The 24,140-nt window shown below is 70.8% G+C and carries 24 protein-coding genes; 11 read left to right on the forward strand and 13 right to left on the reverse strand.

The window, feature by feature from the left end; genetic code table 11:
• Positions 1 to 79 precede the first annotated feature (79 nt).
• Positions 80 to 1,654, forward strand: a complete 1,575-nt coding sequence (locus tag ABZ906_RS18985) for an MDR family MFS transporter (protein WP_361384829.1) — start codon at positions 80 to 82, stop codon at positions 1,652 to 1,654.
• A gap of 164 nt (positions 1,655 to 1,818) precedes the next feature.
• On the opposite strand, the gene ABZ906_RS18990 is transcribed toward ABZ906_RS18985, so the two are convergent.
• Complete coding sequence (locus ABZ906_RS18990) at positions 1,819 to 2,706, reverse strand: LysR family transcriptional regulator (protein WP_361383661.1); 888 nt, start codon at positions 2,704 to 2,706, stop codon at positions 1,819 to 1,821.
• Between the two features lie 76 nt (positions 2,707 to 2,782).
• Here ABZ906_RS18990 and ABZ906_RS18995 point away from each other — a divergent pair, with 76 nt between their 5' ends.
• Positions 2,783 to 3,526 carry a hypothetical protein gene (locus ABZ906_RS18995; protein ID WP_361383664.1) on the forward strand — a complete coding sequence of 248 codons (744 nt, stop codon included), beginning with the start codon at positions 2,783 to 2,785 and terminating at the stop codon, positions 3,524 to 3,526.
• Positions 3,527 to 3,562: 36 nt separating this feature from the next.
• The gene (locus ABZ906_RS19000) at positions 3,563 to 4,432 is read left to right on the forward strand and encodes an LLM class flavin-dependent oxidoreductase (protein ID WP_361383666.1); all 870 of its coding nucleotides are present in this window, start codon (positions 3,563 to 3,565) and stop codon (positions 4,430 to 4,432) included.
• Positions 4,433 to 4,447: 15 nt separating this feature from the next.
• Here the strand turns inward: ABZ906_RS19000 and ABZ906_RS19005 are convergent, their stop codons facing one another.
• On the reverse strand, positions 4,448 to 5,320 hold the full coding sequence (locus ABZ906_RS19005) for an aminoglycoside phosphotransferase (protein WP_361383669.1): 873 nt from the start codon (positions 5,318 to 5,320) through the stop codon (positions 4,448 to 4,450).
• Between the two features lie 121 nt (positions 5,321 to 5,441).
• Positions 5,442 to 6,068: a maleylpyruvate isomerase family mycothiol-dependent enzyme gene (locus ABZ906_RS19010; protein ID WP_361383672.1), complete on the reverse strand. Its 627-nt coding sequence runs from the start codon at positions 6,066 to 6,068 to the stop codon at positions 5,442 to 5,444.
• Positions 6,069 to 6,232: 164 nt separating this feature from the next.
• Here ABZ906_RS19010 and ABZ906_RS19015 point away from each other — a divergent pair, with 164 nt between their 5' ends.
• Positions 6,233 to 6,655, forward strand: coding sequence for a YciI family protein (locus ABZ906_RS19015; RefSeq protein WP_361187645.1), 423 nt, complete (start codon positions 6,233 to 6,235; stop codon positions 6,653 to 6,655).
• A complete protein-coding gene (locus ABZ906_RS19020) occupies positions 6,652 to 7,797 on the forward strand; it encodes a DUF6596 domain-containing protein (protein WP_361187643.1) in 1,146 nt (381 codons plus the stop codon). Before ABZ906_RS19015 ends, ABZ906_RS19020 begins: the two co-directional genes overlap by 4 nt.
• A gap of 10 nt (positions 7,798 to 7,807) precedes the next feature.
• Here ABZ906_RS19020 and ABZ906_RS19025 read toward each other — a convergent pair whose 3' ends face one another.
• Positions 7,808 to 8,416 (reverse strand): chemotaxis protein CheB, encoded by a 609-nt coding sequence (locus ABZ906_RS19025; RefSeq protein ID WP_361187640.1) that lies wholly within the window; start codon positions 8,414 to 8,416, stop codon positions 7,808 to 7,810.
• Positions 8,417 to 8,631: 215 nt separating this feature from the next.
• On the opposite strand from ABZ906_RS19025, the gene ABZ906_RS19030 reads away from it, so the two are divergent.
• Together ABZ906_RS19030 and ABZ906_RS19035 are read left to right on the forward strand one after the other, a co-directional pair.
• A complete protein-coding gene (locus ABZ906_RS19030; RefSeq protein ID WP_361383675.1) occupies positions 8,632 to 9,105 on the forward strand; it encodes an NUDIX domain-containing protein in 474 nt (157 codons plus the stop codon).
• Positions 9,106 to 9,161: 56 nt separating this feature from the next.
• A complete protein-coding gene (locus ABZ906_RS19035; RefSeq protein ID WP_361383678.1) occupies positions 9,162 to 10,136 on the forward strand; it encodes a TIGR01777 family oxidoreductase in 975 nt (324 codons plus the stop codon).
• A gap of 154 nt (positions 10,137 to 10,290) precedes the next feature.
• Here ABZ906_RS19035 and ABZ906_RS19040 read toward each other — a convergent pair whose 3' ends face one another.
• The 6 genes from ABZ906_RS19040 to ABZ906_RS19065 form a co-directional block, all read right to left on the reverse strand.
• Complete coding sequence (locus tag ABZ906_RS19040; RefSeq protein ID WP_361383681.1) at positions 10,291 to 10,980, reverse strand: hypothetical protein; 690 nt, start codon at positions 10,978 to 10,980, stop codon at positions 10,291 to 10,293.
• A gap of 270 nt (positions 10,981 to 11,250) precedes the next feature.
• The gene (locus tag ABZ906_RS19045; protein WP_361384832.1) at positions 11,251 to 12,345 is read right to left on the reverse strand and encodes an aminotransferase class I/II-fold pyridoxal phosphate-dependent enzyme; all 1,095 of its coding nucleotides are present in this window, start codon (positions 12,343 to 12,345) and stop codon (positions 11,251 to 11,253) included.
• A gap of 198 nt (positions 12,346 to 12,543) precedes the next feature.
• The gene (locus ABZ906_RS19050; protein WP_361383684.1) at positions 12,544 to 13,590 is read right to left on the reverse strand and encodes an iron-siderophore ABC transporter substrate-binding protein; all 1,047 of its coding nucleotides are present in this window, start codon (positions 13,588 to 13,590) and stop codon (positions 12,544 to 12,546) included.
• Positions 13,591 to 13,672: 82 nt separating this feature from the next.
• Positions 13,673 to 14,515 (reverse strand): ABC transporter ATP-binding protein, encoded by an 843-nt coding sequence (locus ABZ906_RS19055; protein ID WP_361383687.1) that lies wholly within the window; start codon positions 14,513 to 14,515, stop codon positions 13,673 to 13,675.
• Positions 14,512 to 15,678 (reverse strand): iron chelate uptake ABC transporter family permease subunit, encoded by a 1,167-nt coding sequence (locus ABZ906_RS19060; RefSeq protein ID WP_361383690.1) that lies wholly within the window; start codon positions 15,676 to 15,678, stop codon positions 14,512 to 14,514. The genes ABZ906_RS19055 and ABZ906_RS19060 overlap by 4 nt, the downstream gene beginning before the upstream one ends.
• A gap of 16 nt (positions 15,679 to 15,694) precedes the next feature.
• Complete coding sequence (locus ABZ906_RS19065; protein WP_361383693.1) at positions 15,695 to 16,780, reverse strand: iron chelate uptake ABC transporter family permease subunit; 1,086 nt, start codon at positions 16,778 to 16,780, stop codon at positions 15,695 to 15,697.
• A gap of 233 nt (positions 16,781 to 17,013) precedes the next feature.
• Between ABZ906_RS19065 and ABZ906_RS19070 the strand changes: the two genes are divergently transcribed.
• A complete protein-coding gene (locus tag ABZ906_RS19070) occupies positions 17,014 to 17,529 on the forward strand; it encodes an MSMEG_1061 family FMN-dependent PPOX-type flavoprotein (RefSeq protein WP_361384835.1) in 516 nt (171 codons plus the stop codon).
• A gap of 3 nt (positions 17,530 to 17,532) precedes the next feature.
• Here the strand turns inward: ABZ906_RS19070 and ABZ906_RS19075 are convergent, their stop codons facing one another.
• Both ABZ906_RS19075 and ABZ906_RS19080 read right to left on the reverse strand, forming a co-directional pair.
• Complete coding sequence (locus ABZ906_RS19075; protein ID WP_361383696.1) at positions 17,533 to 17,979, reverse strand: peptidase inhibitor family I36 protein; 447 nt, start codon at positions 17,977 to 17,979, stop codon at positions 17,533 to 17,535.
• Positions 17,980 to 18,126: 147 nt separating this feature from the next.
• A complete protein-coding gene (locus ABZ906_RS19080; RefSeq protein WP_361383699.1) occupies positions 18,127 to 21,087 on the reverse strand; it encodes a family 16 glycoside hydrolase in 2,961 nt (986 codons plus the stop codon).
• Between the two features lie 430 nt (positions 21,088 to 21,517).
• Between ABZ906_RS19080 and ABZ906_RS19085 the strand changes: the two genes are divergently transcribed.
• Positions 21,518 to 21,703 (forward strand): hypothetical protein, encoded by a 186-nt coding sequence (locus ABZ906_RS19085; RefSeq protein WP_361187620.1) that lies wholly within the window; start codon positions 21,518 to 21,520, stop codon positions 21,701 to 21,703.
• Between the two features lie 382 nt (positions 21,704 to 22,085).
• Here the strand turns inward: ABZ906_RS19085 and ABZ906_RS19090 are convergent, their stop codons facing one another.
• Entirely contained in the window at positions 22,086 to 22,352 is a 267-nt protein-coding gene (locus ABZ906_RS19090) for a WhiB family transcriptional regulator (RefSeq protein ID WP_361187618.1), read from the reverse strand.
• Between the two features lie 296 nt (positions 22,353 to 22,648).
• Here ABZ906_RS19090 and ABZ906_RS19095 point away from each other — a divergent pair, with 296 nt between their 5' ends.
• Positions 22,649 to 22,849: a hypothetical protein gene (locus tag ABZ906_RS19095; RefSeq protein WP_361383702.1), complete on the forward strand. Its 201-nt coding sequence runs from the start codon at positions 22,649 to 22,651 to the stop codon at positions 22,847 to 22,849.
• 37 nt (positions 22,850 to 22,886) lie between these two features.
• Entirely contained in the window at positions 22,887 to 24,071 is a 1,185-nt protein-coding gene (locus ABZ906_RS19100; RefSeq protein ID WP_361383705.1) for a zinc-dependent alcohol dehydrogenase, read from the forward strand.
• Positions 24,072 to 24,140: the final 69 nt, after the last annotated feature.

The following is a 24,140-nucleotide window of genomic DNA, read 5'->3' on the forward strand; positions in this document are numbered from 1 at the left end:
CTTCTGCCCGACCAGCGGATCGACTTCCAAGAGGGACATCTTGAGCACAGCAGCGGCGCCCGAGCAGGCGCCCACCTCCATGAGCAACAAACAGATACTCCAGGCCATGTCCGGGCTGATGGCCGGCATGTTCGTCGCCATCCTGGCCGGCACGGTCGTGGCCAACGCACTCCCGCGCATCATCGCCGACCTCGGCGCCAGCCAGTCCTCCTACACCTGGGTCGTCACCTCCGAGCTCCTCGCCATGACGGCGACCGTCCCCCTGTGGGGCAAGCTCTCGGACCTCTACAACAAGAAGCTGCTGCTGCAGCTCTCCCTGGCCATGTTCGTCGTCGGCTCCCTGCTCGCCGGGTTCTCGCAGGGCGTGGGCCTGCTCATCTTCAGCCGCGTCGTGCAGGGCATCGGTGCCGGTGGCCTGACCGCGCTGGCACAGGTCGTCATGGCGGCCGTCATCCCGCCGCGCAGGCTCGGCAAGTACGCGGGCATCTTCGGCGCCGTGTTCGCCGTGGGCACGGTGGCGGGACCGCTGGTCGGCGGCGTCCTGGTGGACACCTCCTGGCTGGGCTGGCGCTGGTGCTTCTTCATCGGCGTGCCGTTCGCGCTGCTGGCCATCCTCATCCTGCAGCGCACGCTCCAACTGCCCACCGTGCGCCGCGAAGTGAAGATCGACTTCCTGGGTGCCTTCCTCATCGTGGCCGGTGTCTGCGCGCTGCTCATCTGGACCTCGCTGGCGGGCCAGCAGTTCGACTGGGCGTCCTGGCAGACCGCGGCGCTCACCGGAACGGGCGTGATCCTGCTGGTGGCGGCGGTGTTCGTGGAGTCACGGGTGCCCGAGCCGATCATCCCGCTCGCCATCTTCCGCAACAGGACCGTCACGCTGACGACCGTCGCGAGCCTGCTGGTGGGCGTGGCCATGTTCGGCGGCACCGTCTTCCTCTCGCAGTACTTCCAGATCGCCCTCGGCAAGTCCCCGACGGTGGCGGGCCTGATGAGCCTGCCGATGATCCTGGGTCTGCTGGTCTCCTCCACCATCGCCGGCCAGATCATCAGCAGGACCGGCAAGTGGAAGGCCTACCTCGTCGCGGGCGCCGTCATCATGACCGCAGGGCTCGGGCTGCTCGCCACCATCGACGCCGGCACCGGCTTCGGCATCCTCAGCCTGTACATGGCGGTGCTCGGCATCGGCGTCGGCATGCTGATGCAGAACCTGGTCCTTGCCGCACAGAACGACGTACCGGCCGCCGAGCTCGGCGCGGCGACCTCCGTCCTGTCGTTCTTCCGCAGCATGGGCGGCACGATCGGCACCAGCGTCCTCGGCGCCGTCCTGGCCAACCGCGTTGCCTCGGAGATCTCCAAGAGTGTCGGTGCGGCGGGCGGTGCGGCCGCCGACAGCTCCGGCGGCGGCGAGGGCTCAGTGCCCGACATGACGAAACTGCCCGCGCCGATGCGGGAGATCGTGGAGAACGCCTACGGCCTGGCGACCGCCGACCTCTTCCTCCTGGCGGCCCCGTTCGCGGCGCTCGCACTCGTTGCGGTGCTCTTCATCAAGGAGAAGCCGCTGAAGACGACCAGCGGCATGGAGCGGCTCGCCGAGGAGAGCGGCACGCAGCCGGACGACGACAGCAAGACCACCGCGTCGGCGCCGGTCGCCTAGCGCAGTCGGCCTCGCTGCGAGCAGCGGCCGCCGGACACCCCGCAGGGGCTGACCGGCGGCCGCTTTGCCGTCGAGGCACACCTGTGCGGTCAACTGCCGCTCGGGGCGCGGGCGTACACGTGCGTTCAGCAGCGCCGCGGCCCACCGCCGCCTTCACCTGGCCGTCATGACCCCAGAAGAGCGAGCAGTTCCGTGACAGGTGCCGGGGGACGGGCCGGGTGCAGGGCTTCGGTGCGATGGATCAGGCGAGGTACGGACAGGGGTACGGCTGCGGTGCCCGGCAGTTCGGCGGCGGCCGTGAGGGGCAGCGCAGCCAGGCCGTGTCCGGCGGCCACGAGTGTGCCCACCGCCTTGATGTCCGTTCCGCAGTAGGCGACTTGGGGGCGGAAGCCGTCGGTGCGGGCGGCCGCGCGGAGTTGGGGGAGGGGGATGGCGGTGTCGGGTGCGTCCAGCCACTGCGCGTCGGTGAGGTCCGGGAGCCGGAGGCCGGCCCGGCGCGCCAGCGGGTGACCGGCCGGAAGCAGCACGGCCAGGGGCTGTTCGGCGGCCGTGAGGGCGGCGGTGCTCAGAGGCCCGGGATCGGGCAACGGCAGCGGATCGGTGGGCGCCGCCGCCCCGTCCACCAGGCCCAGATCGGCATCCCCCGCCATGACCGCCCCCACCACGGCATCGCGCCCCAGTACATGAAGCATCACCGCGAGGCCGGGGGCCGACCGGCGGACGCGGGCCAGGGCATCGGCGACGGCGGACGTCAGCGCGAGAGGGCCGGCGGCGACGGTGAGCTGCGCGGGACGCGTCGCGTGGAGCCGGGTGATGTCGGCCCGGGCCGCGGCCAGACGCAGCAGCAGGGGCCGGGCATGCTCCATCAGGCGCTCGCCCGCCCCGGTGGGCCCCACCGGCCTGCGCTCCACGAGCCGGGCGCCGAGGTCGGCTTCGAGCGCGGCGATGTGCTGCGAGACGGCGGACTGGGTGTAGCCCAACTCCCCTGCGGCCGCGGAGAAGGAGCGGTGGTCGACGACGGCGACGAAGGTCCGCAGGAGATGTGGGTCCATGAGCATCAGTATCGCTGATGCAGGATGCACCAATCATCGTTGGACGTGATGCGGTGGCGCCGCCGACGATGGCCGCATGACTTTCCCGGCCGCACGTATCGCCCTGGTCGCAGACCGCTCCGATCACGTCCGTTCCCACACCCGCGTCCCCGCCCTCCTGGACGCCCTGCGCGCCCGCGAGGGCCTCGACCTGGACGCCTACTGGATCCCCACCCCGGAAGCCCACGCCGGGGTCGAGGGCTTCGACGCCGTCTGGGTGCTGCCCGGCAGCCCCTACCGCAGCGAATCCGGAGCGCTTGCGGCCATCCGTACCGCCCGGGAGCAGGGCATCCCCTTCCTGGGGACCTGCGGCGGATTCCAGCACATGCTCCTGGAGTACGCTCGGTCGGTGGGCGGCCTCGACCGGGCCGTGCACGCCGAGAACACCTCCGAGAACAGGATTACGAGCGCGGACGGGATCACGAGCGCGGACGAGGTGATCGTCCCGCTGGCCTGCTCGCTGGTCGGCCACGAGGGCACCATCACTCTGACCGCGGAGTCACGGGCGGCCCGGCTCATCGGCGCCCGGCGCACGGTGGAGCGCTACCACTGCAACTTCGGGCCGAACCCCGCTCACGTGGAGAGGCTGCGGGCCCACGGCCTGAGCTTCACCGGCACGGACGAGAACGGTGACGTCCGCATCGCCGAACTGCCCGGCCATCCCTTCTTCCTGGCCACCCTGTTCCAGCCCGAACTGCAGGGCGACGGCACCCGCCCCCACCCGCTGATCACCGGGCTCGCACAAGCCGCGGTACGGCATGCGGAGTCGGTCCGTAACTGAGTTGCCGCCCCCGATGCCGTGCAGCAGGATGCGGGAATGCGCTTCTCGGTGAACATCCCGAACTTCGGTGACTTCGCCGACCCCAGAACCGTGGCGAAGGTGGCCGCCGCGGCGGAACAGGCCGGTTGGGACGGGCTGTTCGTCTGGGATCACGTACTGCACCGCAAGCACGCGGACAGACCCTTCGGCGACCCGTGGATGCTGCTGACCGCGGCCGCCCTTGCCACCTCCCGCATCAGGCTGGGCACGCTGGTCACCCCGGTGGCCCGGCGGCGCCCGCCGCAGCTCGCCCGCCAGGTGGCCACCCTGGACGTCCTCAGCGGCGGCCGGGTCACGTTCGGTGCGGGACTTGGCGGGCCCGTCGAGGACGAGTACGGCAGTTTCGGCGACACCACGGACCCCAGGGTGCTGGCCGAGCGCCTTGACGAGGGCCTGGACCTGCTGCCGCGCTTTTGGTCGGGCGAGGCGGTGAACCACGAGGGACGGCACTACCAGGCACGGGACGTGACCTTGCTGCCCGCCACCGCGCAGCGCCCCCGACCGCCGATCTGGATCGCCGGATTCTGGCCCAACCGCCCGCCGATGCGCCGGGCGGCCCGCTGGGACGGCGCGGTCCCGCTGTTCGCCGACGCCAAGCACGGCCATGTGCCGCCCCTCGACCAGGTCCGCGACCTGGTGGCCTACCTGCGCAAGCAACGCGAGGACCGGTCGTCCGACACCCCCTTCGAGATCGTCCTCGGCGGCGCCACGCCGGGCGAGGACGCCGCCCGCACCCGCGACCTGGTCGGACCGCTGGCCGAGGCGGGAGCCACGTGGTGGGACGAGCGGCAGATCCAGACGGGCGAGGGACTCGACCGGCTCACCCCGGTGCTGCGCCGCGTCGAGCAGGGCCCGCCGGTGCTGTAGGGCCGCACCTCGGCGTCAGCGCGCCGGCCGGCGGGGCGTACGAACGAGGCCGGCGAGAAGCCGTGCCGCGTGCTCGTAGCGGCGTACCTCGATCTCGATGTCGGTGTCGATGCCGCGGCGGCCGTCGACCGGCAGGGCACGGAGACGCTCGCCGGTGGTGACCAGGCGGTAGACGAGGGCGCGGGCGACGAACCGGGCGAAGCCGGGACCGCTCGCGGCCACCGCCTTTCGCAGCAGCCGCTCGCCGGCGCCGTGCCAGATCACGGCGTCGCCCACCACCACTGCCTCCCCGAAGGCCGGCGGCCGCCAGTAGGGCGAGAAGTCGATGACGGCCGGGGCCAGGCCCGGAGCGAACAGGACGTTGCCCGTGAGATCGCCGTGGACGAGCTGGGGCCGGTCCTGCGGCATCGGACCGAGCAGCGCGGTCAACTCGCCGTAGGGTGCGCGCAGAGCGGGAAGCAGGTCGGCCGCCTCCTCCTGCCAGGCGACCCGGTCGCCGATCGCCCACCAGTCCCCGCGCCGGTCGAGAAAACCGGGGCGTGGCACGTCGGCCAGTGCGCGGTGAAAGGCGCGTCCCGCGGCCACGATCTCCAGCCAGCGTGGCGCGGCCGCGTGATCGGGTTCGGTGCCCTCGACGACATGGGAGGCGGTCCAGCCGCCGTGACTCCAAGACCCAGTGGCCGCCCGCAGCGGCCGCGCGACGCGGAAGCCGTCCTCCGGGATCGAGGCCATGACGTCCCCCAGCCATTCGGCGAACTCGCCGTCCGGGCCGGTGGGCTTGAGCACCACGTCGCCCACGCGGACACTGCGTCCTTCCCCGCCGGGCAGGCGAACGGCGTGGCCCGTGAGTCGGAAGGCGTCGAGGACATCGCGTCCGGGGAAGGTCATGACCGATGATTGTCGTCGGGCCCTGGGCAGACGGCACGGCTTTTAAGGCAGCGGTCGACAGGGCGCGGGGGAGCACACGGTGCCGGCCCGCAGACAGACAGACAGGCACGCGCGTACGCAGTCAGGTGCTCGTCCGCAGCGCGGCGGCCCCCGGTCCCTCAAGCTCCTCCAGTACTCCCGGTCGCCCCGAGATGGCCAGCAGCAGGCAGATCGCGGTTCCGCGCACCTGCGGGCCCTCCCCGATGGTCAAGTCGGCGTCCGTCGGCGCCAGTTGGATGCCGGCCACTCGCTCCTTGGCTCCGCCCATGGACGCCGAGGTGCGAGCCTGCAGGCGCAGGGATCTGGCGACGGCTTCGATCGGATAGGAGCGGCCGATCCCCAGCGGGCGTCGGATGTCCTCGCCATGGATGACCTCCTCCACGATCCGGGTGTCGAGGGGCGCCGGAGGGCCCGTCTTCCGCGAGGCCACCTGACGCAGTCGCTCCAGCGTCTCCTTGGGCGAGGCGCCGCGCTCGCGCTCCACCCCGCGTGCGTTCTGGCGGTCGAAGTCGAAACGTGCCCGGATCATGCCGCCGATGAACCCCAGACGCGTCGTGCGAGCGGTGTTCACCAGATGGGCGGCCACATCGTGCACCGTCCACCCGTCACACAGCGACGGCTGCTCCCACTGCTTGTCGTCGAGACGCGCGAGGTCCTCGATCAGCGCCGCACGCTCCGCATGTACCAGTGCCCAGACATCTTCGTTCACGGCTGTTCCTTAGCTCGGCTCCAGTGTCTCCCCGGGGGAGACTCATGGCGCGGCAGGAACTCATCGCCGGGGCGTCGCCCCGCGATGTCGAGAACCCGAAACCGGCTCCGTCCCCGAAGTGAACGCGCCCACAATGGGCCGCACCGGCACCAAGGAGAAACATCATGGCCAAGTACCTGCTGCTGAAGCACTACCGCGGCGCCCCGGCTTCGGTCAACGACGCGCCCATGGAGCAGTGGACGCCGGAAGAGATCTCGGCCCACGTGCAGTACATGAACGACTTCGCCGAGCGCCTCGAGAAGACCGGTGAGTTCGTCGACAGCAAGGCGCTCGCCCCCCAAGGGACATTCGTGCGGTACGACGGGGAGGGGCGCCCGCCGGTCACCGACGGCCCCTTCGCCGAGACCAAGGACCTCATCGCCGGCTGGATGATCATCGACGTCGACAGCTACGAGCGCGCCCTGGAACTGGCCGGGGAACTGTCGGCCGCCCCCGGCGCGGGCGGCAAGCCCATCCACGAGTGGCTCGAACTGCGCCCGCTGCTCGGCGGCCACTCCACCGACACGGATTGCCCCTCACACCGGTGAACGAGGCCCTGCTGCGCAGCCTCACGCCCGGTGTGCTCGCCGTTCTCGTCCGCCGCGGAGCCGACTTCGCGGCGGCCGAGGACGCCGTGCAGGACGCGCTCCTCGAAGCGGTCCGCGTCTGGCCCGACGACCCGCCGCGGGACGCGAAGGGCTGGCTGGTCACCGCAGCCTGGCGCAAGTTCCTCGACGCGACCCGCTCGGAGGCCGCACGACGCCGGCGTGAGGACCGCGTCGACGAGGAGCCGGCGCCCGGCCCGGCGCCCGCGGTGGACGACACGCTCCAGCTCTACTTCCTGTGCGCCCACCCCTCGCTCACGCCCTCCTCCGCCGTCGCGCTCACGCTGCGCGCCGTCGGCGGTCTTTCCACCCGCCAGATCGCCCGGGCCTACCTGGTGCCCGAGGCGACCATGGCGCAGCGCATCAGCCGCGCCAAGCGCACCGTCTCCGGCATCCGGTTCGACACGCCCGGCGACGTCGCCACCGTGCTGCGCGTCCTCTACCTGGTCTTCAACGAGGGCTACTCCGGCGACGTCGACCTCGCCGCCGAGGCCATCCGCCTCACCCGGCAGCTCGCGGCCCAGATCGACCACCCCGAGGTGGCGGGGCTGCTCGCCCTCATGCTGCTGCACCACGCCCGGCGCGCCGCCCGGACCGCGCCCGACGGCAGCCTGGTGCCGCTCGCCCGGCAGGACCGCGGCCTCTGGGACACGCAGGCGATCGCCGAGGGTATTCAGATCCTGCAAGGCGCCCTCGCCCGTGACCGTCTGGCCGAGTTTCAGGCCCAGGCCGCCATCGCCGCACTCCACGCGGACGCCCCCACCGCAGAGGAGACCGACTGGGTACAGATCGTCGAGTGGTACGACGAGCTCGCGGGCCTGACCGACAGCCCGGTCGTCCGTCTGAACCGCGCGGTGGCCGTCGGCGAGGCCGATGGGCCGCGCGCGGGACTGGCGGCGCTCGCGGCGCTCGACGACTCGCTGCCGCGCCACACCGCGGTGGCGGCGTACCTCCACGAGCGTGACGGCGACCTGGAGAGGGCGGCACGGCTGTACGCCGAGGCGGCCCGCAAGGCCGACAACCTCCCCGAGCGGGACCACCTGACGCGTCAGGCCGCCCGGCTCAACGCCCTGCGGTCCCGGTGAAGGGCCGGGCTCAGGAGTTGCAGGCCCGCTCCACGAGATCGTTGATGAGCGGAGCGATCTCGTCGGGGGGGCACACGAAGTCGACCTTGCCGGTCTCGATGGCCGCCTTCGGCATCCCGTGGAACGCGGCTGTCGCGGGGTCCTCCACGATGACGAGGCCCCCGTGCGACTTGACCACTTCCACGCCCCGGGCGCCGTCGCCGTCGGATCCGGTGAGCACGCAGGCGATGAGCAGCGGCCCGTAGACCTTCGAGGCCGACGCGAAGAGCGGGTCGGCGGCCGGACGCGCGAAGTTGACCGGGTCCTCCTTGGACAGGGCCAGCACGCCGCCCGTCTCCGCGCACAGATGGTGATCGGGCGGTGCGATGTATACGGTCCCCGCTGTCGGGTGCTCGCCGTCCTCGGCCAGTTTGACGCGCAGGGTGGTGTAGGGCGACAGGATGTTGACGATGCGCGTCTCGCGGGAGCGGCGCAGGTGCTGGGCCACCAGTACGGCCGCCCGGAGCCCGGCGTCCAGACCGCCCAGCAACGTCTTGAGGCCCTCGATGCCCCCGGCGGAGGAGGCCACCATCACGGTCGCGCAGCGGTCATCGGGCGTGTGTGGCTGCCTGCTGTTCACGCCTGGACCCTAGCCCGGCCGCCGCTCATCCGTGAGCCATTACGGCCGAGGGAGAGTTGAGTGTCGGCAAGAGCGTCCGGAGCCGGACGGTTTCCGGGATCACTCGGGGACAGAAGTGGCCGCCGGACATGAGAAGTTGGTGCGGCGGCATGCCGCGCTCACCACGCCGCGTGCCTCATCGAGGCCGGGCGCGAGGCCCGGCGGAAGGGTGCGGGATGAGTTTCCGGCTGGCGGCGTACGCCGTGTGCATCGAGGACGGGCGCGTGCTGCTCGCCCGTCATGTGTCGCCTCTCGGTGAGTCCACCTGGACTCTTCCGGGCGGCAGAGTCGAGCACGGGGAGGATCCGTACAACGCGGTCATCCGGGAGGTGGCCGAGGAGACCGGCTGCGACGCCGTGGTGCAAGGCCTGCTCGGCGTGGACTCCAGGGTGATCCCCGCGGCCGAACGCACCGTCCCCGGCGGGCCGGAGCACCAGAACGTCGGCATCTTCTACGAGGTCGGCATCACCGGCGGCCAGCTGCGGCCCGAGCCGGACGGCGCGATCGCCGAATCGGTCTGGACCCCGCTCCCCGATGTCGCACGCCTGCGCCGCTCGTCGCTGGTGGACATCGGCATCACCCTGGCGCAGACCCGCCCGGCGACCGGCCACGTCGCTCCGGTCCCGGTAGGTGGCCTGATCCGGCACTGAAGCGGACGACGTGCTGCACTGAAGCGAGTGGTTCACCGAGCGAGGGGGATGGGCTGATGAAGGTAGTGCTTGCAGGAGGCACCGGGCAGGTCGGAGCCGTACTGGACCGGGCGTTGACCGCAGCGGGACATGACGTCGTCGTCCTGACGCGGAACCCCGTGCGTGCCCGCCAAGTGGCCTGGGACGGACGGACGCCGGGTGCTTGGACGGCCGAGATCGACGGCAGCGACGTGGTGGTCAATCTGGCGGGACGCAGTGTGAGCTGCCGCTACACCGAGGCCAATCTGCGCGAGATGATGGACTCGCGGGTCCAGTCCGCCGAGGTCGTGGGTGCGGCGATATCCGCGGCGGCGAAACCCCCGGCGCTCTGGCTCCAGATGAGCACCGCCACCATCTACGCCCACCGCTACGACGCACCTCACGACGAGGCCACCGGTGTCATCGGCGGCACGGAAGCGGGAATCCCGGACTACTGGGAGTACAGCGTCCGGATCGCCAAGAACTGGGAGCAGGCCCAGCAGGAGGCTGCCACCCCGCACACCCGCAAAGTCGCGCTGCGTGCCGCTATGGTCATGAGCCCTGACCGGGGTGGTGTCTTCGATGTCCTGCTGAAGATGGCCCGCCTGGGCCTGGGCGGGCCCGTCGCGGGCGGAGCCCAGTACGTGTCCTGGATCCACGACCGTGACTTCGTGCGCGCGGTGGAGTTCCTCGTCGCCCGCGACGACATCGAGGGCCCGGTGAACCTCGCCGCCCCCAACCCGCTCCCGCATCGCGCGTTCATGCGGGACCTGCGGGCAGCGGCAGGCGTGCGTGTGGGGCTTCCCGCCACCAAGTGGATGGCGGAGATCGGTGCCTTCGCGCTGCGCACGGACACCGAACTGCTCCTCAAGAGCCGCCGCGTCGTGCCCGGCCGACTGCTCGACGAGGGCTTCGACTTCGGGCACGCCGCTTGGCCGGACGCGGCAGCCGATCTCGTACGGCGCGCACGGGACGACCGCCATAGTCGAATGGGGTTGCCGTCCCTGAGGTGAGCGGGCCAGGTATGTGCGACGGCCCCCGCGACACATGAGTCGGCCCCGCGCAGGACGTTTCCCTCGCTGCGCACTTCGCACATCACGAGGGAACGTCCTGCCGGGCGGGCCGATCCGGGCGGGGCGATCACGTGTGGTGTCGCCCGTAAGCCGTTCAGCCGGCGGCGACCTCGGTCTTCGGTGCCGCGGCGGAAGCTGCCGGGGCGGCGGCGGTGTAGAAGACGGAGGAACCCTGCTTGGTGCGCAGGGCGCGGCCCTTGGCGACCAGGCCCTCGACCGTGGTGCGCACGACGGTGGTCTTCAGGGCGCGGTCGGGGCGGGCCTTGGCGAGCGCGGTGGTGATTTCGGCGGCGGAGCGCGGCTCCTTCTGCTGGCCGAGGTGGCTGTCGATCAGTTCGACCAGCGTCGGGCCCGTCGCCGCGGCGGCAGGCTTCTTCGCGGCTGCTTTGGGCGTGCTCTTGGCCGTCTTCTCCTTGGCCTTGCTCGCGGGCTTGTCCTTCGCCCTGGCCGTGGGTGCCTTGGTGGCGGGTGCCTTGGTGGCGGCGGGCTTCTTCGCGCGGGCGGCACCGGAGTTGTTCGTGCCCGTGCGCGGGGCGGGTACGGCCGTCTTACGGGGTGATGCCTTCTTGGCGGCGGCCTCCGAAGCGGCGGCGGGGGAGCCAAGGGCCTGCTGCATGCTCAGCAACACCGCGTGGTCGGCCTCCAGTTCCTGCAACTGCGCCTGGAGCGTTGCCACCTCGGTGCCGATGCGCTCCTGTTCCTTGCGGTTGTTCTCCAGGTCTTCGGCTACGCGAACGGCGTACTGGGCCTGGACTCCGGCTGATTCCTGCTTGGTGTCTGACATGACAGTGACCTTTTCGTGGGCGCACGCAGTCGTGCGAGTGGCGGGGCGTGCTCACGACTGAGCACTCCTGGTGAGGGTGCATGTTTGCACCCCTTAATGCTGACTGCCCAACCTGCAACAGCAGTAACTCATGTGCCGGTAGCGAAGGTTACGTGTTTGTGTTCGCTCGCGGGCGCATTGGGTGAAGTCTCTGGGTCCGGAGGCACAAAAATGCACCTAGGTCTGCACCAATGTGTGCCACATGTGTGCGGTACTTGAGGCCGGTCGGGGTCAGTTGACGGCCGATGCCATGCGTCGTACGGCTTCGGTGATGACGTCCGGCGATGCGGCCAGGTTGAGTCGTACGAAGCCCTCTCCGCCGGTGCCGAAAGGCCGACCGGAGTTCAGGGCGACGCGGCCGCGCCGCAGGAAGACGTCGGCCGGGTCGTCGCCCGGGGTCAGTTCCCGGCAGTCCAGCCAGGCCAGGAAGGTGGCCTGTGCGGGCGTGTAGCCGACGGAGGGCAGGTGTTGCGACAGGAGGGAGGCCAGCAGCCGGCGGTTGTCGTCGAGGCCGCGCAGCAGTGCGTCGAGCCAGTCGCCGCCGTCCCGCAGGGCCGCGGTGTGGGCGATGATGCCGAGATGGCTGGGGCCGTGGCTGACCTCTTCGGGCATGCGGGCGAGGTCGCCGGCGGCTTCGGGGCCCGCGATTGCGAGGGCGGCCTTGAGTCCGGCCAGGTTCCAGGCCTTGGACGCCGACATCAGGGACAGCCCGTTCTCCGCTCCGGGCACGCTCAGGAAGGGCACGAACGAGGTGCCCGCCGCCACGATCGGGGCATGTATCTCGTCGACCACCACACGCACGCCGTGCTCGCGCGCCAGGTGCGCGACCCGGGTCAACTCGTCGGCGGTGTGCACGGTCCCGGTGGGGTTGTGCGGGCTGCACAGCAGATACACCGGCCTGCTGGCACCGCCGGAAGCGTGCCGGAACACATCATCGAGGACGGTGAAGTCGATGCGCATGTCCGCTCCCAGGGGCGCCTCGACGACGGGCCGGTCCAGGTTGCCGGCGAACTGGTAGAAGGGCGGGTAGACGGGACAGTTGACGATGACGGGGTCGCCGGGCGCGGAGACCAGCTTGAGCATCTCGACGATGCCGAGCATCACGTCGGGCACGATCGCGGTGCGCTCGACGGCGATGCCGTCCCAGTTCCACCGCTTGTGGGCGAACTCGGCCAGGGCCTCGGCGTAGGCCGTGCCGGCCGGATAGCCGGTGTCCCCGAGGGCCACGGCGTCGGTTATCGCCCCGGCGACCGGAGCGGCCAGCGGGACATCCATCTCGGCCACCCACAGCGGCAGCACGTCCTGCGGGTAGGTCCGCCACTTCATGCTCGTACGACGGCGCAGTTGTTCCAGCGAGAGCCGGGTCAGCGGGTTCGCGGCGGTGGGCGCCGGGGTCAGCGGGTTCGCGCCGGTGGGCGCGGTGCGGTCACGCGACACATTGTCCATACGTCAAAAGTAGGCAGGTCCACGAGGGTCCTGCCTACTTCTGGCGTATCAGGTGTCAGTGCGCCGGGTGCGGTGCGATCAGCGCAGCGCCTTCGCGAACTCGGGAACGACCTTGTCGAGGGCGTAGGAGACGGACAGGACGGAGTCGGTGGCGAACGCGGAGCTGAGCGTCGACTTGGGGTCGAAGACCACGTTGTGTCCGGCCTTGACGGCGGGGATGTCCTTGAAGAGAGGGTCGTTCTCGATCTTCGACGCGGGCAGGCCGATCGGCGCCATGACCACCAGGTCGGCGTCGAGCATGTCCAGGCTCTCGCGGGAGACCGTCACGGAGAAGGACTTGCCCGCCTTGGCGTCGACCTTGGGGTTGTTCTTGAAGCCCAGCCGTTCCAGGAAGTTGACGCGTCCGCTGCCCTTGACGTAGGCGCCGTAGCCGACGCTGGTGCGCGAGCCGGTCGTGACGGTCTTGTCCTTGAACTCGGGGTGCTTCGCGGTGGCGGACTTGAAGTTCTTCTCCGTCTCGGCGATGAGCTTCTCGCCCTTGTCGTGCAGACCGAGCGCGTCGGCGACCATCCTGGTCTGGGTCTCCCAGTTGGTCAGGTACTGGTCGCCGCCCTTGGGCACGCCGATGGTGGGGGCGAGCTTGCTCAGGGTGTCGTAACGCTTCTGGTCGCCGCTGGACTTGGTGTCCAGGATCAGGTCGGGCTTGAGGGAGGCGATCTTCTCGTACTCCGGCTCCAGCGTGCCGATCTTGGTGGGGCTCTTCTTGTACAGGCCCTTGGCCCACGGTCCGACGCCGTCTCCGCCGAAGGCGAGCCAGTCGCTGGCGCCCACGGGCTGCACGCCGAGGGCGAGCGCCGTCTCCGCGTCGCCCCATCCGAGCGCCACCACGCGCTGCGGCTTCTTCTTCACGGAGATCTCGCCGAACTTGGTGGCGACCTTCACCGGGAAGCCCGCCGTCGAGGCGGCCGAGCCGCCCCCGTCGTCGTCGGAGGACGAGCACGCGGTCAGCGTGCCGGTGAGGGCGAGGGCCGCGACGAGCGCGGCGACGGAGTGGCGTCGCGCGGGGCGGACGGGGGCGGTGACACGCGAGGCCCGCGTGAACAGCGACTTGACTCTGAGGGGCATGAGGTTAGGTTACCCTAACCTAAGTGTCGTTTGGAACGCGGGGTTCCGCTTTTCTGGCCGCGTACGCCCCCTCCGCCTACGGTCAGCCCACCCGGTGGCGGCCGATGGGCACGATCAGCGGCGTGCCCGACACCGGATCGGCCACCAGCGAAGAGCGCATCCCGAACGCCTCGTTGACCAGTTCCTCGGTGACGACATCGCCCGGCGCGCCCTCCGCGATGACGTGGCCGTCGCGCATCGCCACCAGGTGATCGGCGTAGCGGCAGGCCAGGTTCAGGTCGTGCAGGACCACCACGATCGTGGTGCCGTGCTCCTGGTTGAGATCGACCAGGAGGTCGAGCACGTCCAGCTGATGGCTCACGTCCAGATAAGTGGTCGGCTCATCAAGGAGCAGGATGTCGGTGCGCTGGGCCAGCGCCATGGCGATCCACACACGCTGGCGCTGGCCGCCCGACAGCTCGTCGACCGGACGCCCGGCCAGGTCCAGGACGTCCGTGGCGAGCAGCGCGTCGGCGACGGCCGCATCGTCCTCGGCCGTCCAGCGCCGGAACCAGCCCTGGTGCGGATACCGGCCCCGGCCCACCAGGTCGCTCACGGTGATGCCGTCGGGCGCCACCGGCGTCTGGGGAAGGATGCCAAGACGTGCGGCGACCTCGCGGGTCGGCATCGTGTGAATGCCGCGCCCGTCGAGCAGGGCGCTGCCGGACGTCGGGGTGAGCAGGCGCGCCATGGCCCGCAGCAGCGTCGACTTCCCGCAGGCATTGGGTCCGACGATCATGGTGATGCTGCCGGGCGGGATGTCCAGGCTCAGGCCGTGGACCACCTCGCGGCCGTCGTAGCCGAGGTGGATGTCCTGTGTGCCCAGGGTGTGTCCGCCGGCGCCCATGTCCTCGTCCTTGTCGATCCGTACGTCTGCCACCGTCATCCGGCCCTTCCCGTGCGATTGGCGCGGGCCAGCAGCCACAGCAGGTAGGGGGCCCCGATCAGGCTCGTGACCACGCCGACCGGGAACTGGCTGGACCACAGCAGGTGCTGGGCGGCGAAGTCGGCCACCGTCACGAGCAGCGCGCCGGTCAGCGCGGCGGGCACCAGTGCGGCACCCGCGCCCGGCACCAGACGCCGGGCCACCGGCGCCGACACGAACGCGACGAACGCGACCGGTCCCGCCGCCGCCGTGGCGACCCCGGCCAGCGCCACCGCGCAGCCCAGGAGCGCGAGCCGGCCGCGGCCCACGCGCGTGCCGAGCCCGGCCGCGGTGTCGTCGCCGAGCTGGAGCGGGCCCAGGTCACGCGCGGCGGCAGCGGTCAGCGGCAGCAGGACCGCGAGCGCGCCGAGCAGTGGCCACACCTGCTCCAGGGTGCTGCCGTTGAGGCTGCCGGTGAGCCACACCAGGGCGTTCTGCGCCTCGGTCACCTCGGAGTTGGTCAGCAGGTACGACGTGACGCTGGAGAGCCCCGCACCGATGCCGATGCCCACGAGCACGAAGCGCTGGCCGGAGACATTACGGCGCCAGGCGAAGGCGTAGATGACCGCGGCACTCAGCAGCGCGCCGCCCAGCGCGGCGGCCGACAGCGCGATGCCGCTGACCGCGAAGCCGAGCGAGGCCAGGACGGCCGCGGCGCTGGCACCCTGGCTGATGCCGATCACGTCGGGACTGGCCAGGGGATTGCGCAGCAGCGCCTGGAACAGCGCCCCGCTGAGCCCGAAGGCGAGACCCACGAGCAGCCCGAGCAGCACCCGCGGCAGCCGCAACTCCACCACCACGAAGCGCGAGCCGGCACCGCCGCCGCCGCTCAGCGCGCCGATCACGTCGCCCAGCGGCACGGACATGTCGCCGTAGCTCAGCGCGGCACAGAACACCCCCGCGAGCGCCGCCAGAAGAACCGCCTGCACCAGCACCCCGCGCGCCCGGCGCGCGCGCCGCACACCGTGGATGCGACGCACCGCCTCGGCCCGCGACACCTCGCTCCCGGCGCCGCGCACGGCCGGCACACCGCCTGGGCCGCCCGGTCCGCGCGCACCGCCGACTCCACTGCCGCCGGAAGATCCTGCCGCGCCCATACCCGCCTTCTCCATGCGCTCACTCACCACGTGCACCCCGCGCTCACAGCTCGGACAGCTTCCGGCGGCGTACGAGCAGCACGAACGGAATCGCACCGATCGCGGCGGTCACGATGCCCGCCTGCACCTCACCGGGCGGGGCGATGACCCGGCCCACGATGTCGGCGATCAGCAGCAGCGAGGGCGCGATCAGCGCGCTGTACGGCAGGACCCACCGGTAGTCCGGCCCGGTGAACAGCCGGGCGGCGTGCGGCACGACGAGCCCGAGGAACGCGATCGGCCCGGCGACGACCGTTGCGGCGCCGCACAGCAGCACCACGGCCACCGCGCAGGCGGCACGCGCCACGCCGATGCGCTGGCCCAGGCCGCGTGCCAGGTCATCGCCCAGGGACAGGGCGTTCAGGCGCGGACCGAGCAGCAGCGCCAGGGCGGTGCCGACCGCGATGAACGGCAGGGCCTGCCACAGCACCGCGGCCTCGCGCCCGGTGAGCGAGCCGACCTGCCAGAAGCGGTACTGGTCGTAGGACTTGGAGTCGGTGAGCAGCATCGACGTGGTCAGGGACAGCAGCGCCGCACCGGTCGCCGCGCCGGCGAGGGCCAGCTTGACCGGCGTGGCCCCTTCCCGGCCCATGGAGCCGATGCCGAACACGACGAGGGAGGCGACCAGGGCGCCGAGAAAACCGAACCAGATGTAGTGACCGGGATCGGACATGCCCAGAATGCTGATCGCGAAGACGACGGCGGCGGAGGCACCGGAGTTGACGCCCAGGACACCCGGATCGGCGAGCGGATTGCGGGCCACGCCCTGCATCACTGTGCCGGCCAGGCCCAGCGCGACCCCCGCCAGCAGCCCGGCCGCCGTACGCGGCAGCCGCACCTCCTGCAAGATCAGCTGACCCTTGTCGGACAGATCCGGGTCGAAGATGCCGGGCAGCAGATCACCGGCACCGACATCGCCGGAGCCGACCAGCAGACTCGCCCACATGACGAGCAGCAGGACCACGACAAGGACGACCAGACCGGCGCCGAGCGCGGGTGCCCCGCGCCCGCCGCCGCGCGGTGGCGTGGGGGCCGGAGCCCGCGTGGCCGTATCGCCGCCCGAGGGGGCGGAGGCGGAGGCTGCCTTCATGACCGTCGCCTTGGGGACGCACACCCAGTGCGGCTGCTCCCAGCCATGAATCGACCGCTCTCTGTTCAGGCAGGGGCGCACTCACCTGCCGTTTTCCACTCCAGTAAGGTGAGCCTAACATTACATAATCGCCAGTCTGTTCGTCCGCTCGCCGATCTGTGAGGACCCTCGTGCCCGACGCCGCGATACCCGCAACCGCCCCGTCCTCTGGCGGTAGCGCCACGGCCCCGCATATCTGGCAGGAGCTCGGCTCGGAAGAGGAGCTGACCGAACTGCTCGGCGAGCCCCACCCGATCGTCATCGACAAGGTCCACGCCGAGCTGACCGAACAGGACCTGGCCATCTTGGCCCGCTCCCCGTTCTGCGCCGTCTCCACCTCGGACGCGGACGGCAACTGCGACACCTCCCCGCGCGGCGGCTCGGCGGGTTTCATCCACGTCCTCGACGCGCGCACCGTCGTGCTTCCCGACCGCCCCGGCAACCGGCGCGGCGACAGCTTCCGCAACATCCTCAAGAACCCGCACGTGGGGCTGTTGCACCTGGTGCCGGGCAGCGGCGAGATCCTGCGCATCAACGGCCGGGCGCGCATCCTGACGGACGCCCCGTTCTTCGACCTGATGACCGTCAAGGGCCAGCGCCCGCGCCTGGCGCTCGTCGTCGACATCGACGAGATCTATCTGCACTGCTCCCAGTCCCTGCGCCGCTCGGGCCTGTGGCAGCCGGAGACCTGGCCGGGGGCCGGGAGCTGAGCGTCAGCTGTCCCCGCCGGGCGGCGTACCGCAGCTCGGGCCGCCCGGCCCGCCGAACTGCACCGAGCTCAGAAAGTCCCGATAGGCGGGGAAGAAGTTGCCCTTGCCGGTCGGGCCGGAAGAGGTCACGACGGTGCAGCCGGAGTAGTTCGACTCGGACCACAGGTAGATGCTCGACGCCGTCCGGTTCCAGTCGGACTTGGCCCGGTCGTCCATGCCCAGCGCCGCGAGATCCGGGGTGCTGCCGCTGAGAGCGATCATGTCGCCGGTTCCGTCGAGGCCCGAGAACATGCAGTAGGAGCCGTCGGGACACCGGTCGTACCCGTCGGCGGCGTGTGCCGTGGACACCGGCACCAGGGCGGCGGTCGCCGCGGCCAGGGCCACGAGGAGTCCCGGGAGTCCGTTCTTCGCGCCCGTTGCCCTGCGCATGCCGGTCCGCTTCAGTTGCATGCTGATCCGCCTTAGCTGTAGGGACCCGTGGGTCCGTGATGATGCGGACAACGGCCCGCGGTGCGCGGGCCGTTGTCACGTCAGGTTGCTTGTGCCGTCCGGTGGACCGCCATCCCCCGCAGGGGTGACGTCACCCGGTGGCGCGGATCAGTCCACCGGCTCGATCCACACGTTGCGGAAGCGGACCTTGTTGCCGTGGTCCTGCAGCCGGATGGCGCCGGCCGCCGCGGATTCGGGATCGCCCGCTCCGGTCTGGCCGTCGACGGCCACGTTGTCGTGGACCTTCTTGCCGTTCCACACCACGCTGATCCTGGCGTCCGCCGTCTTCTTGCCGTCCGCGTCGAAGCGCGCGGCGCGGAAGGTGATGTCGTAGCTCTGCCAGGTCTCCGGCGCGGTCGAGGCGTTCAGGTCCGCGGCCTTCTTGGTGTAGATCGCCCCCGCCTCGTTGTTCGCGAGCTTCTCCACGCCGTAGGAGTCCAGGATCTGCACCTCGTAGCGCTCCTGGAGATAGATCCCGCTGTTGCCGCGATCCTGCCCGGTGACATCGTCGGGCAGCTTCGGCACGCGGAATTCGGCGTGCAGCTTGAAGTCGCCGAAGGCCTGCTTGGTGCGGATGTCCCCGCAGCACACCTCGATCGACTTCTCGGGCGTGTGCGGCCACTTCACGCTGCGGCCGTCGGTGTGCTGCCAGGCGGTGGAGGTGCTGCCGCCGGAGAACAGGTCGATGCGGGCGCCCGGCTTGCGTACCTCGATCATGTCGAGATTGACGTGACCGGTGTCCCCCTGCCGGTAGGAGTAGGTGAGGGTGTTGCGGCCCTTGCGCAGGTCGAGTTTCTCGGTCTTGGTCGACCAGCGTTTCCACGTCTCGGTGGAGGGCAGGCTGGTCTGGCGCGCCTGCCCGCCGTTCACGCTGACCCCCAGCGTCTTGGTACCGGCGGAAGGGTTGGGCCCGTTGGCATAGCGCAGCCCCACCGCGTAGGTGCCCTTGGCCGGAGCCTGGACGTCGAAGGTGACGGTGGCGCCCGGGTCCTTGATGCTGTCGACGAAGCTGGCACCGGTGAAGCCGGCGTGCTCGGTGTCGATGTCCGCGCCGCCCGAAAGCCGCGCCGACTCGGCGTCGTACGTGGTGACGGGCTCGTCTTGGCCGGGCCGCGCGTTGAGGGTGTACCAGGCCTCGGTGGACCACAGCTGCTCGTCGTCGGCCGAGGAGAAGGGGCGCGGCGAGCGCACGTGCACCACCCGGTCGGCCTTGAGGCCGGGGACGGTCAGCTGGACGGTGCGGCGGTCCTTGGAGATACGGGCGTCGCTGACCGGCAGGGCCTCCTCGTCGACCTTGGGGCCGCCGTAGGCGGGGGTGGGGGCGTAGCGCCACTGCTCCACGGAGTAGGCGCCGCTGGTCAGCTTCTCGATGGTCTTGTCCGACAGCGGCTTGGTGTAGGTCAGTTTGAAGCCGTCACCGGTGGCGCGCATGGTCTTGATGTCGAAGGCGGTCTTGCCGTTCGGGGTGAGCTTTTGCAGACCGAAGCGGAGCTTGCCCTCCTGGCCCCAGTTGCCGTCCGCGCCGAGCCCGCCGGTGTAGATCGCCCCGTCGGGGCCGGTGGAGATGCGGCTGACGCCGGCCTCCAGGCCCTGGGTGTGGCGGAACACCGCGCCCTGGTACTCGCCGTTGACCTTTTCCAGGTCGGCGCGCTGGAGCCCGCCGTAGGTGACGTCACCGAACATGAGCTGCCCGGCGAAGGTGCCCTTCTTCACGGTCATCGGGGTGCTGGGGGAGTTGGCTATCTCGTTCTGCGGCAGCCACAGCACCGGCTTGGTGACGGTGTTGTCGTCGAACGGGCCTTCGGGGTTGGTGTAGTGGTTGAAGAACCGGTCCTGCTTGACGTGCACCAGCTTCGAGGCGGGCAGCCAGCCGCCCTGGTTGTCGGTGACGAACAGCTCGTTGTCCGGTCCGCGGCCGATGCCGTTGGGGGTGCGCAGGCCGCCGGCCAGGTAACTGACCTTGCCGGTCGCCTTGTTCACCTTGATGGTGGTGCCGCGGTTGGCGGCGGGCTGCGGGTCGGTGGTCGCGCCGCCGTAGTTGATGGCGACGGACAGGTTCAGATAGAAGTTGCCCTTTTCGTAGAGCAGCCCGAAGGCGAACTCGTGGAAGTTCCCGCCGTACGGCCACTCGGCGATCTTCCGGGTCTCGCCCGCGTCGTTGTCGCCGTCGAGGTCGGCGAGCTCGGTCAGCTGGTGCTTCTCCGAGACGTACAGCTTGCCGTCCACGTACTTGATGCCCATCGGCTCCTTGAGCCCGTCGGCGATCTTCTTGTACGTGACCTTGTCGGGGCCGGTGTCGCCGGTGACGTTGTCCAGGACGTACACCTGGCCCTTGGTCTCCTGGCTGCCGCCCCAGGTGGTCACCGCGAGCTTGCCGTCGGGCAGCCAGTCCATCGCGGACACCTGCGGCTCGAATCCCTTGGGGCGCAGGTCGGTCAGGTCGTAGCCGGGGTTGACCGAGGTCAGCGGGAGGCCGTCGCCGGGGGTGTCGTAGGTGCCCTCGCACTCCTTGCGGCCCGGTGCGGTCACGCGTACGACGTCGGCGTCGGTGCTGAGCACGGAGTTGGGCACGAGGGTGAAGGCGTCAGCGCCCGGCGGCTTCCACTGGAGGGTGACCTGCTGGTCGCCCCCGCGGTCGAAGTGGTCGATGCGCAGCGGGTGGTAGCCCGGGTCGAGCGTGATCTCGCCGTCCTTGGGCTCGGCGCCGTGCAGCCCGTCGTGGTCGATGACCTGCTTGTCGCCGATGAAGAGACGCGAACCGTCGTCGCTGATCAGACGGAAGGTGTAGGCGCCGTTCGAGGGGACGTTGACGTTGCCGATGATCTGCGAGACGAAGTTGTCGGTGAACCCGAAGCCGTCGGTGGAGGACCAGTCGACGGTGGGGATCAGCTTGTCGACGTTGGGGGTCTGGGCGGGCTTGAGGTCGCAGAGCTTGCTGAGCGGGGACTGGACGTCGAACACCCGCAGGGTGACGCCGGGTTCCTGCGGCGGCAGGTCGGCGAAGGGCTTGTCGGCGGCCCCGGCGGCCGGTGCGGTGAGCCCGGCGGCGAGCAGAAGTCCGAGGAACATCCCGGTGGTTCTGCCGGCTCTGCCGGTTCGGCGGGGTCTCAGACGCGTGCGGCGTCGGATGCGGGGCGGGGGCGTGGGGTGCTCGTGTGGCGTCACTCGGTCTCCTGCTGGGCGCTGCGAGGCGGCCCGGGCCGCCTCGGCCCGTGTCCGCGGAGTGGAGTTCATGCACATACCGGTGGTGCGGGCCGCGGCTTTTGGCCGCGCGTTGCGCAGACTTCCGTACGAGAGCGACGCCTAGCGTACGAAGCATGCCTCACGCCGTCCATACTTTGTCCTCAACGAGGAGAAACTGTCGCGGAGTTGACCTGCGGCAGCCGGTCGGCACTCCGGCCGGGGGAGGGTTTATTTCCGTACATCGTGGAACCCGAGGGGGAAAGCGAAGTGCGACAGTCGCACGCGAGAGCGAAGGATGAAGGAGGCCGGAATCGTCATGGTGGGACGCACCGCAACGAGAGAGCGGGGGCAGACGAAGGGCAGCCGATGGGCCACGACATCGGGCCGCGGGACCACGGGCACCATCCGGACCTGCGTCCCGGCGCGCATCCGGCCGGGCGACGACGGGCCCGGCGAGGCCGAGCGGGCCGCTGACTGGAACGTGGTACGCGGCGAGGACTGACGGCACCCGCTCCGGCGCCTCCCGTACCGGCTGGCAGGACCGGCCGTGATCCGGCCGGAGGGCGATCCCGTCTCGCGGTGACCGTGCGTCACCGCTGAACAGGCGACGTCCGCACGACCCGCCTACGTTGAAGTCCCCGGGCCCCATACCGGCGCGAAGCCGACGCAGGGGCCCCCGGACCGCGGGACGGAGGAGTGGTCATGGCGGAGGCCCGCCCTCGCCACGTACGGATGCGTCACGTACGAAAGCCCGCCGGCCCACGTCCTCACGTGCGGGCAGCGGGCGGTCATGCGGCATCTCCCGTTCCGAACGCCGGACGTCGAGCCCCACCCCGGAAGGGGGCGGCAACTCGACGTGATCTGCCGGGGGCGCGGACCCCGGGTCAGTTTCTGGCCAGCGTCCTGCGGGCCTCGGCCCTCTTGATCCTGCGCCGCCGCCGCGAGCGCTCGTCCTCACCCATTCCGCCCCACACGCCTGAGGCCTGTCCGGTCTCCAGCGCCCAGTTCCGGCACCGTTCGATGACCGGACAGCTGTGGCACACCCGCTTCGCGGCCATCAGGTCCTCCTCGGCGGGGCCCGACGTGCCGACCGGGAAGAACAGGTCGGGATCTTCATCAGCACAGGCGGCTCGCCGCCACCACGACTCCATGACGCCTCCTTGCGTCGGTCGATTCCCCGCGCGCGGCGAAGTTCGCCCCGCGTCGCCGGATTACTGCCGTGTCCACGCCTCTTCAGCCGTGTCCACGCTTGAACTGCGGCCCGGGTTCCCCCGGGGGCGCCTCGTGAAACAGGGGGAATCAGGGCCCTCACACGCCGCACGCCGACGAAGAGGATCCCGGTGCCGGAGGAGTCAATTCCGCCCGGTCGGGCACCCGGCGCCCGGTGGCGCCGGCGAGAGCAACACCGGCGGGAGAAGAGCCAGGCAGAGACGGAGGAGCAACGGCCATGGCAGCGCAAGACCCCAAGGACCCGAACGGTCACGAGCAACCGCCCGACACCCCGCTCGGCGAAGTGTTGAAGGAGTTCGAGGACGCCGAAACCGACGTGCGGGACGAGCCCTTCGAAGACGACGAGCACGACGGGCAAGCGGGCGACGCCCTCAGCCCGAACGAGGCCGCCCAGGAATCCGTCGACGGCGACGCATGACCCCGGCGGCCCACCAACGCGAGCAGGAGGCACCCCCATGCGAGCACTGACCTGGCAAGGCAAGCGGGACGTCCGCGTAGAGACCGTCCCCGACCCGGTGATCAAGGCGCCGACCGATGTCATCGTGCGCGTGACGTCCACCGGCGTCTGCGGATCCGATCTGCACCTGTACGAAGTGCTCGGGCCCTACCTCGACCCCGGCGACATCCTGGGGCACGAGCCGATGGGCATCGTCGAGGAGGTCGGCTCCGAGGTCACCGCACTGTCGGCCGGTGACCGCGTGGTCGTGCCGTTCAACGTCTCCTGCGGTGACTGCTACATGTGCGACCGGGGCCTGCACTCGCAGTGCGAGACCACCCAGAACAGGGAGCGCGGCACGGGCGCCTCGCTGTTCGGCTACACCAAGCTCTACGGCCAAGTCCCCGGCGGCCAGGCCGAACTGCTGCGCGTCCCGTTCGGCAACACCCTGCCCATCAAGGTGCCCGACGGCCCGCCGGACGACCGGTTCGTCTTCCTCTCCGACGTGCTTCCCACCGCCTGGCAGGCGGTCGAGTACGCCGGCATCCCGCCCGGCGGCACCGTGACCGTCCTTGGCCTCGGCCCGATCGGCGCCATGGCCGCCCGCATCGCCCTGCACCGCGGCGCAAGCCTCGTGGTGGGTGTGGACCTCGTACCGGAACGGCTCAGCCGCGCCCACGCCGACGGCGTCAAAGCCTTCGACCTGCGCCGGTACGGCAAGGACATCGGCGACGCGATCCGTGACCTGACCGACGGACGCGGCACCGACGCGGTCATCGACGCCGTGGGCATGGAGGCGCACGGCGCGCCGCTGGCCAAGGCCGCACAGTGGGGCGTGGGGCTGCTGCCCGACGCCGTGGCCGAGAAGCTGATGGGGCGCTTCGGCATCGACCGGCTCGACGCGCTCTACGCGGCCATCGACATCGTCCGGCGCGGCGGCACGATCTCCGTCTCCGGCGTCTACGGCGGCGCGGTCGACCCGATGCCGCTGCTGACCATGTTCGACAAGCAGATCCAGGTGCGCATGGGACAGGCCAACGTCCGGCGCTGGGTGGACGATCTGCTGCCGCTCCTGACCGACGCGGACCCGCTCGGCGTCGACGCCTTCGCCACGCACCACATGCCCCTGGAGGACGCTCCGAAGGCGTACCAGATGTTCCAGGACAAGGAAGACGGCATGATCAAAACGCTGCTCAAGCCCTGAGCCCGCGAGCCCGACCGCGCGGTGCCGCCGGCGCGGCATCGCGGGATGTGAGGAAGGAGCGACAGGCGC

This window comes from Streptomyces sp. NPDC046925 (genome assembly GCF_040644915.1).
In the GTDB taxonomy this organism is placed as follows: Bacteria; Actinomycetota; Actinomycetes; order Streptomycetales; family Streptomycetaceae; genus Streptomyces.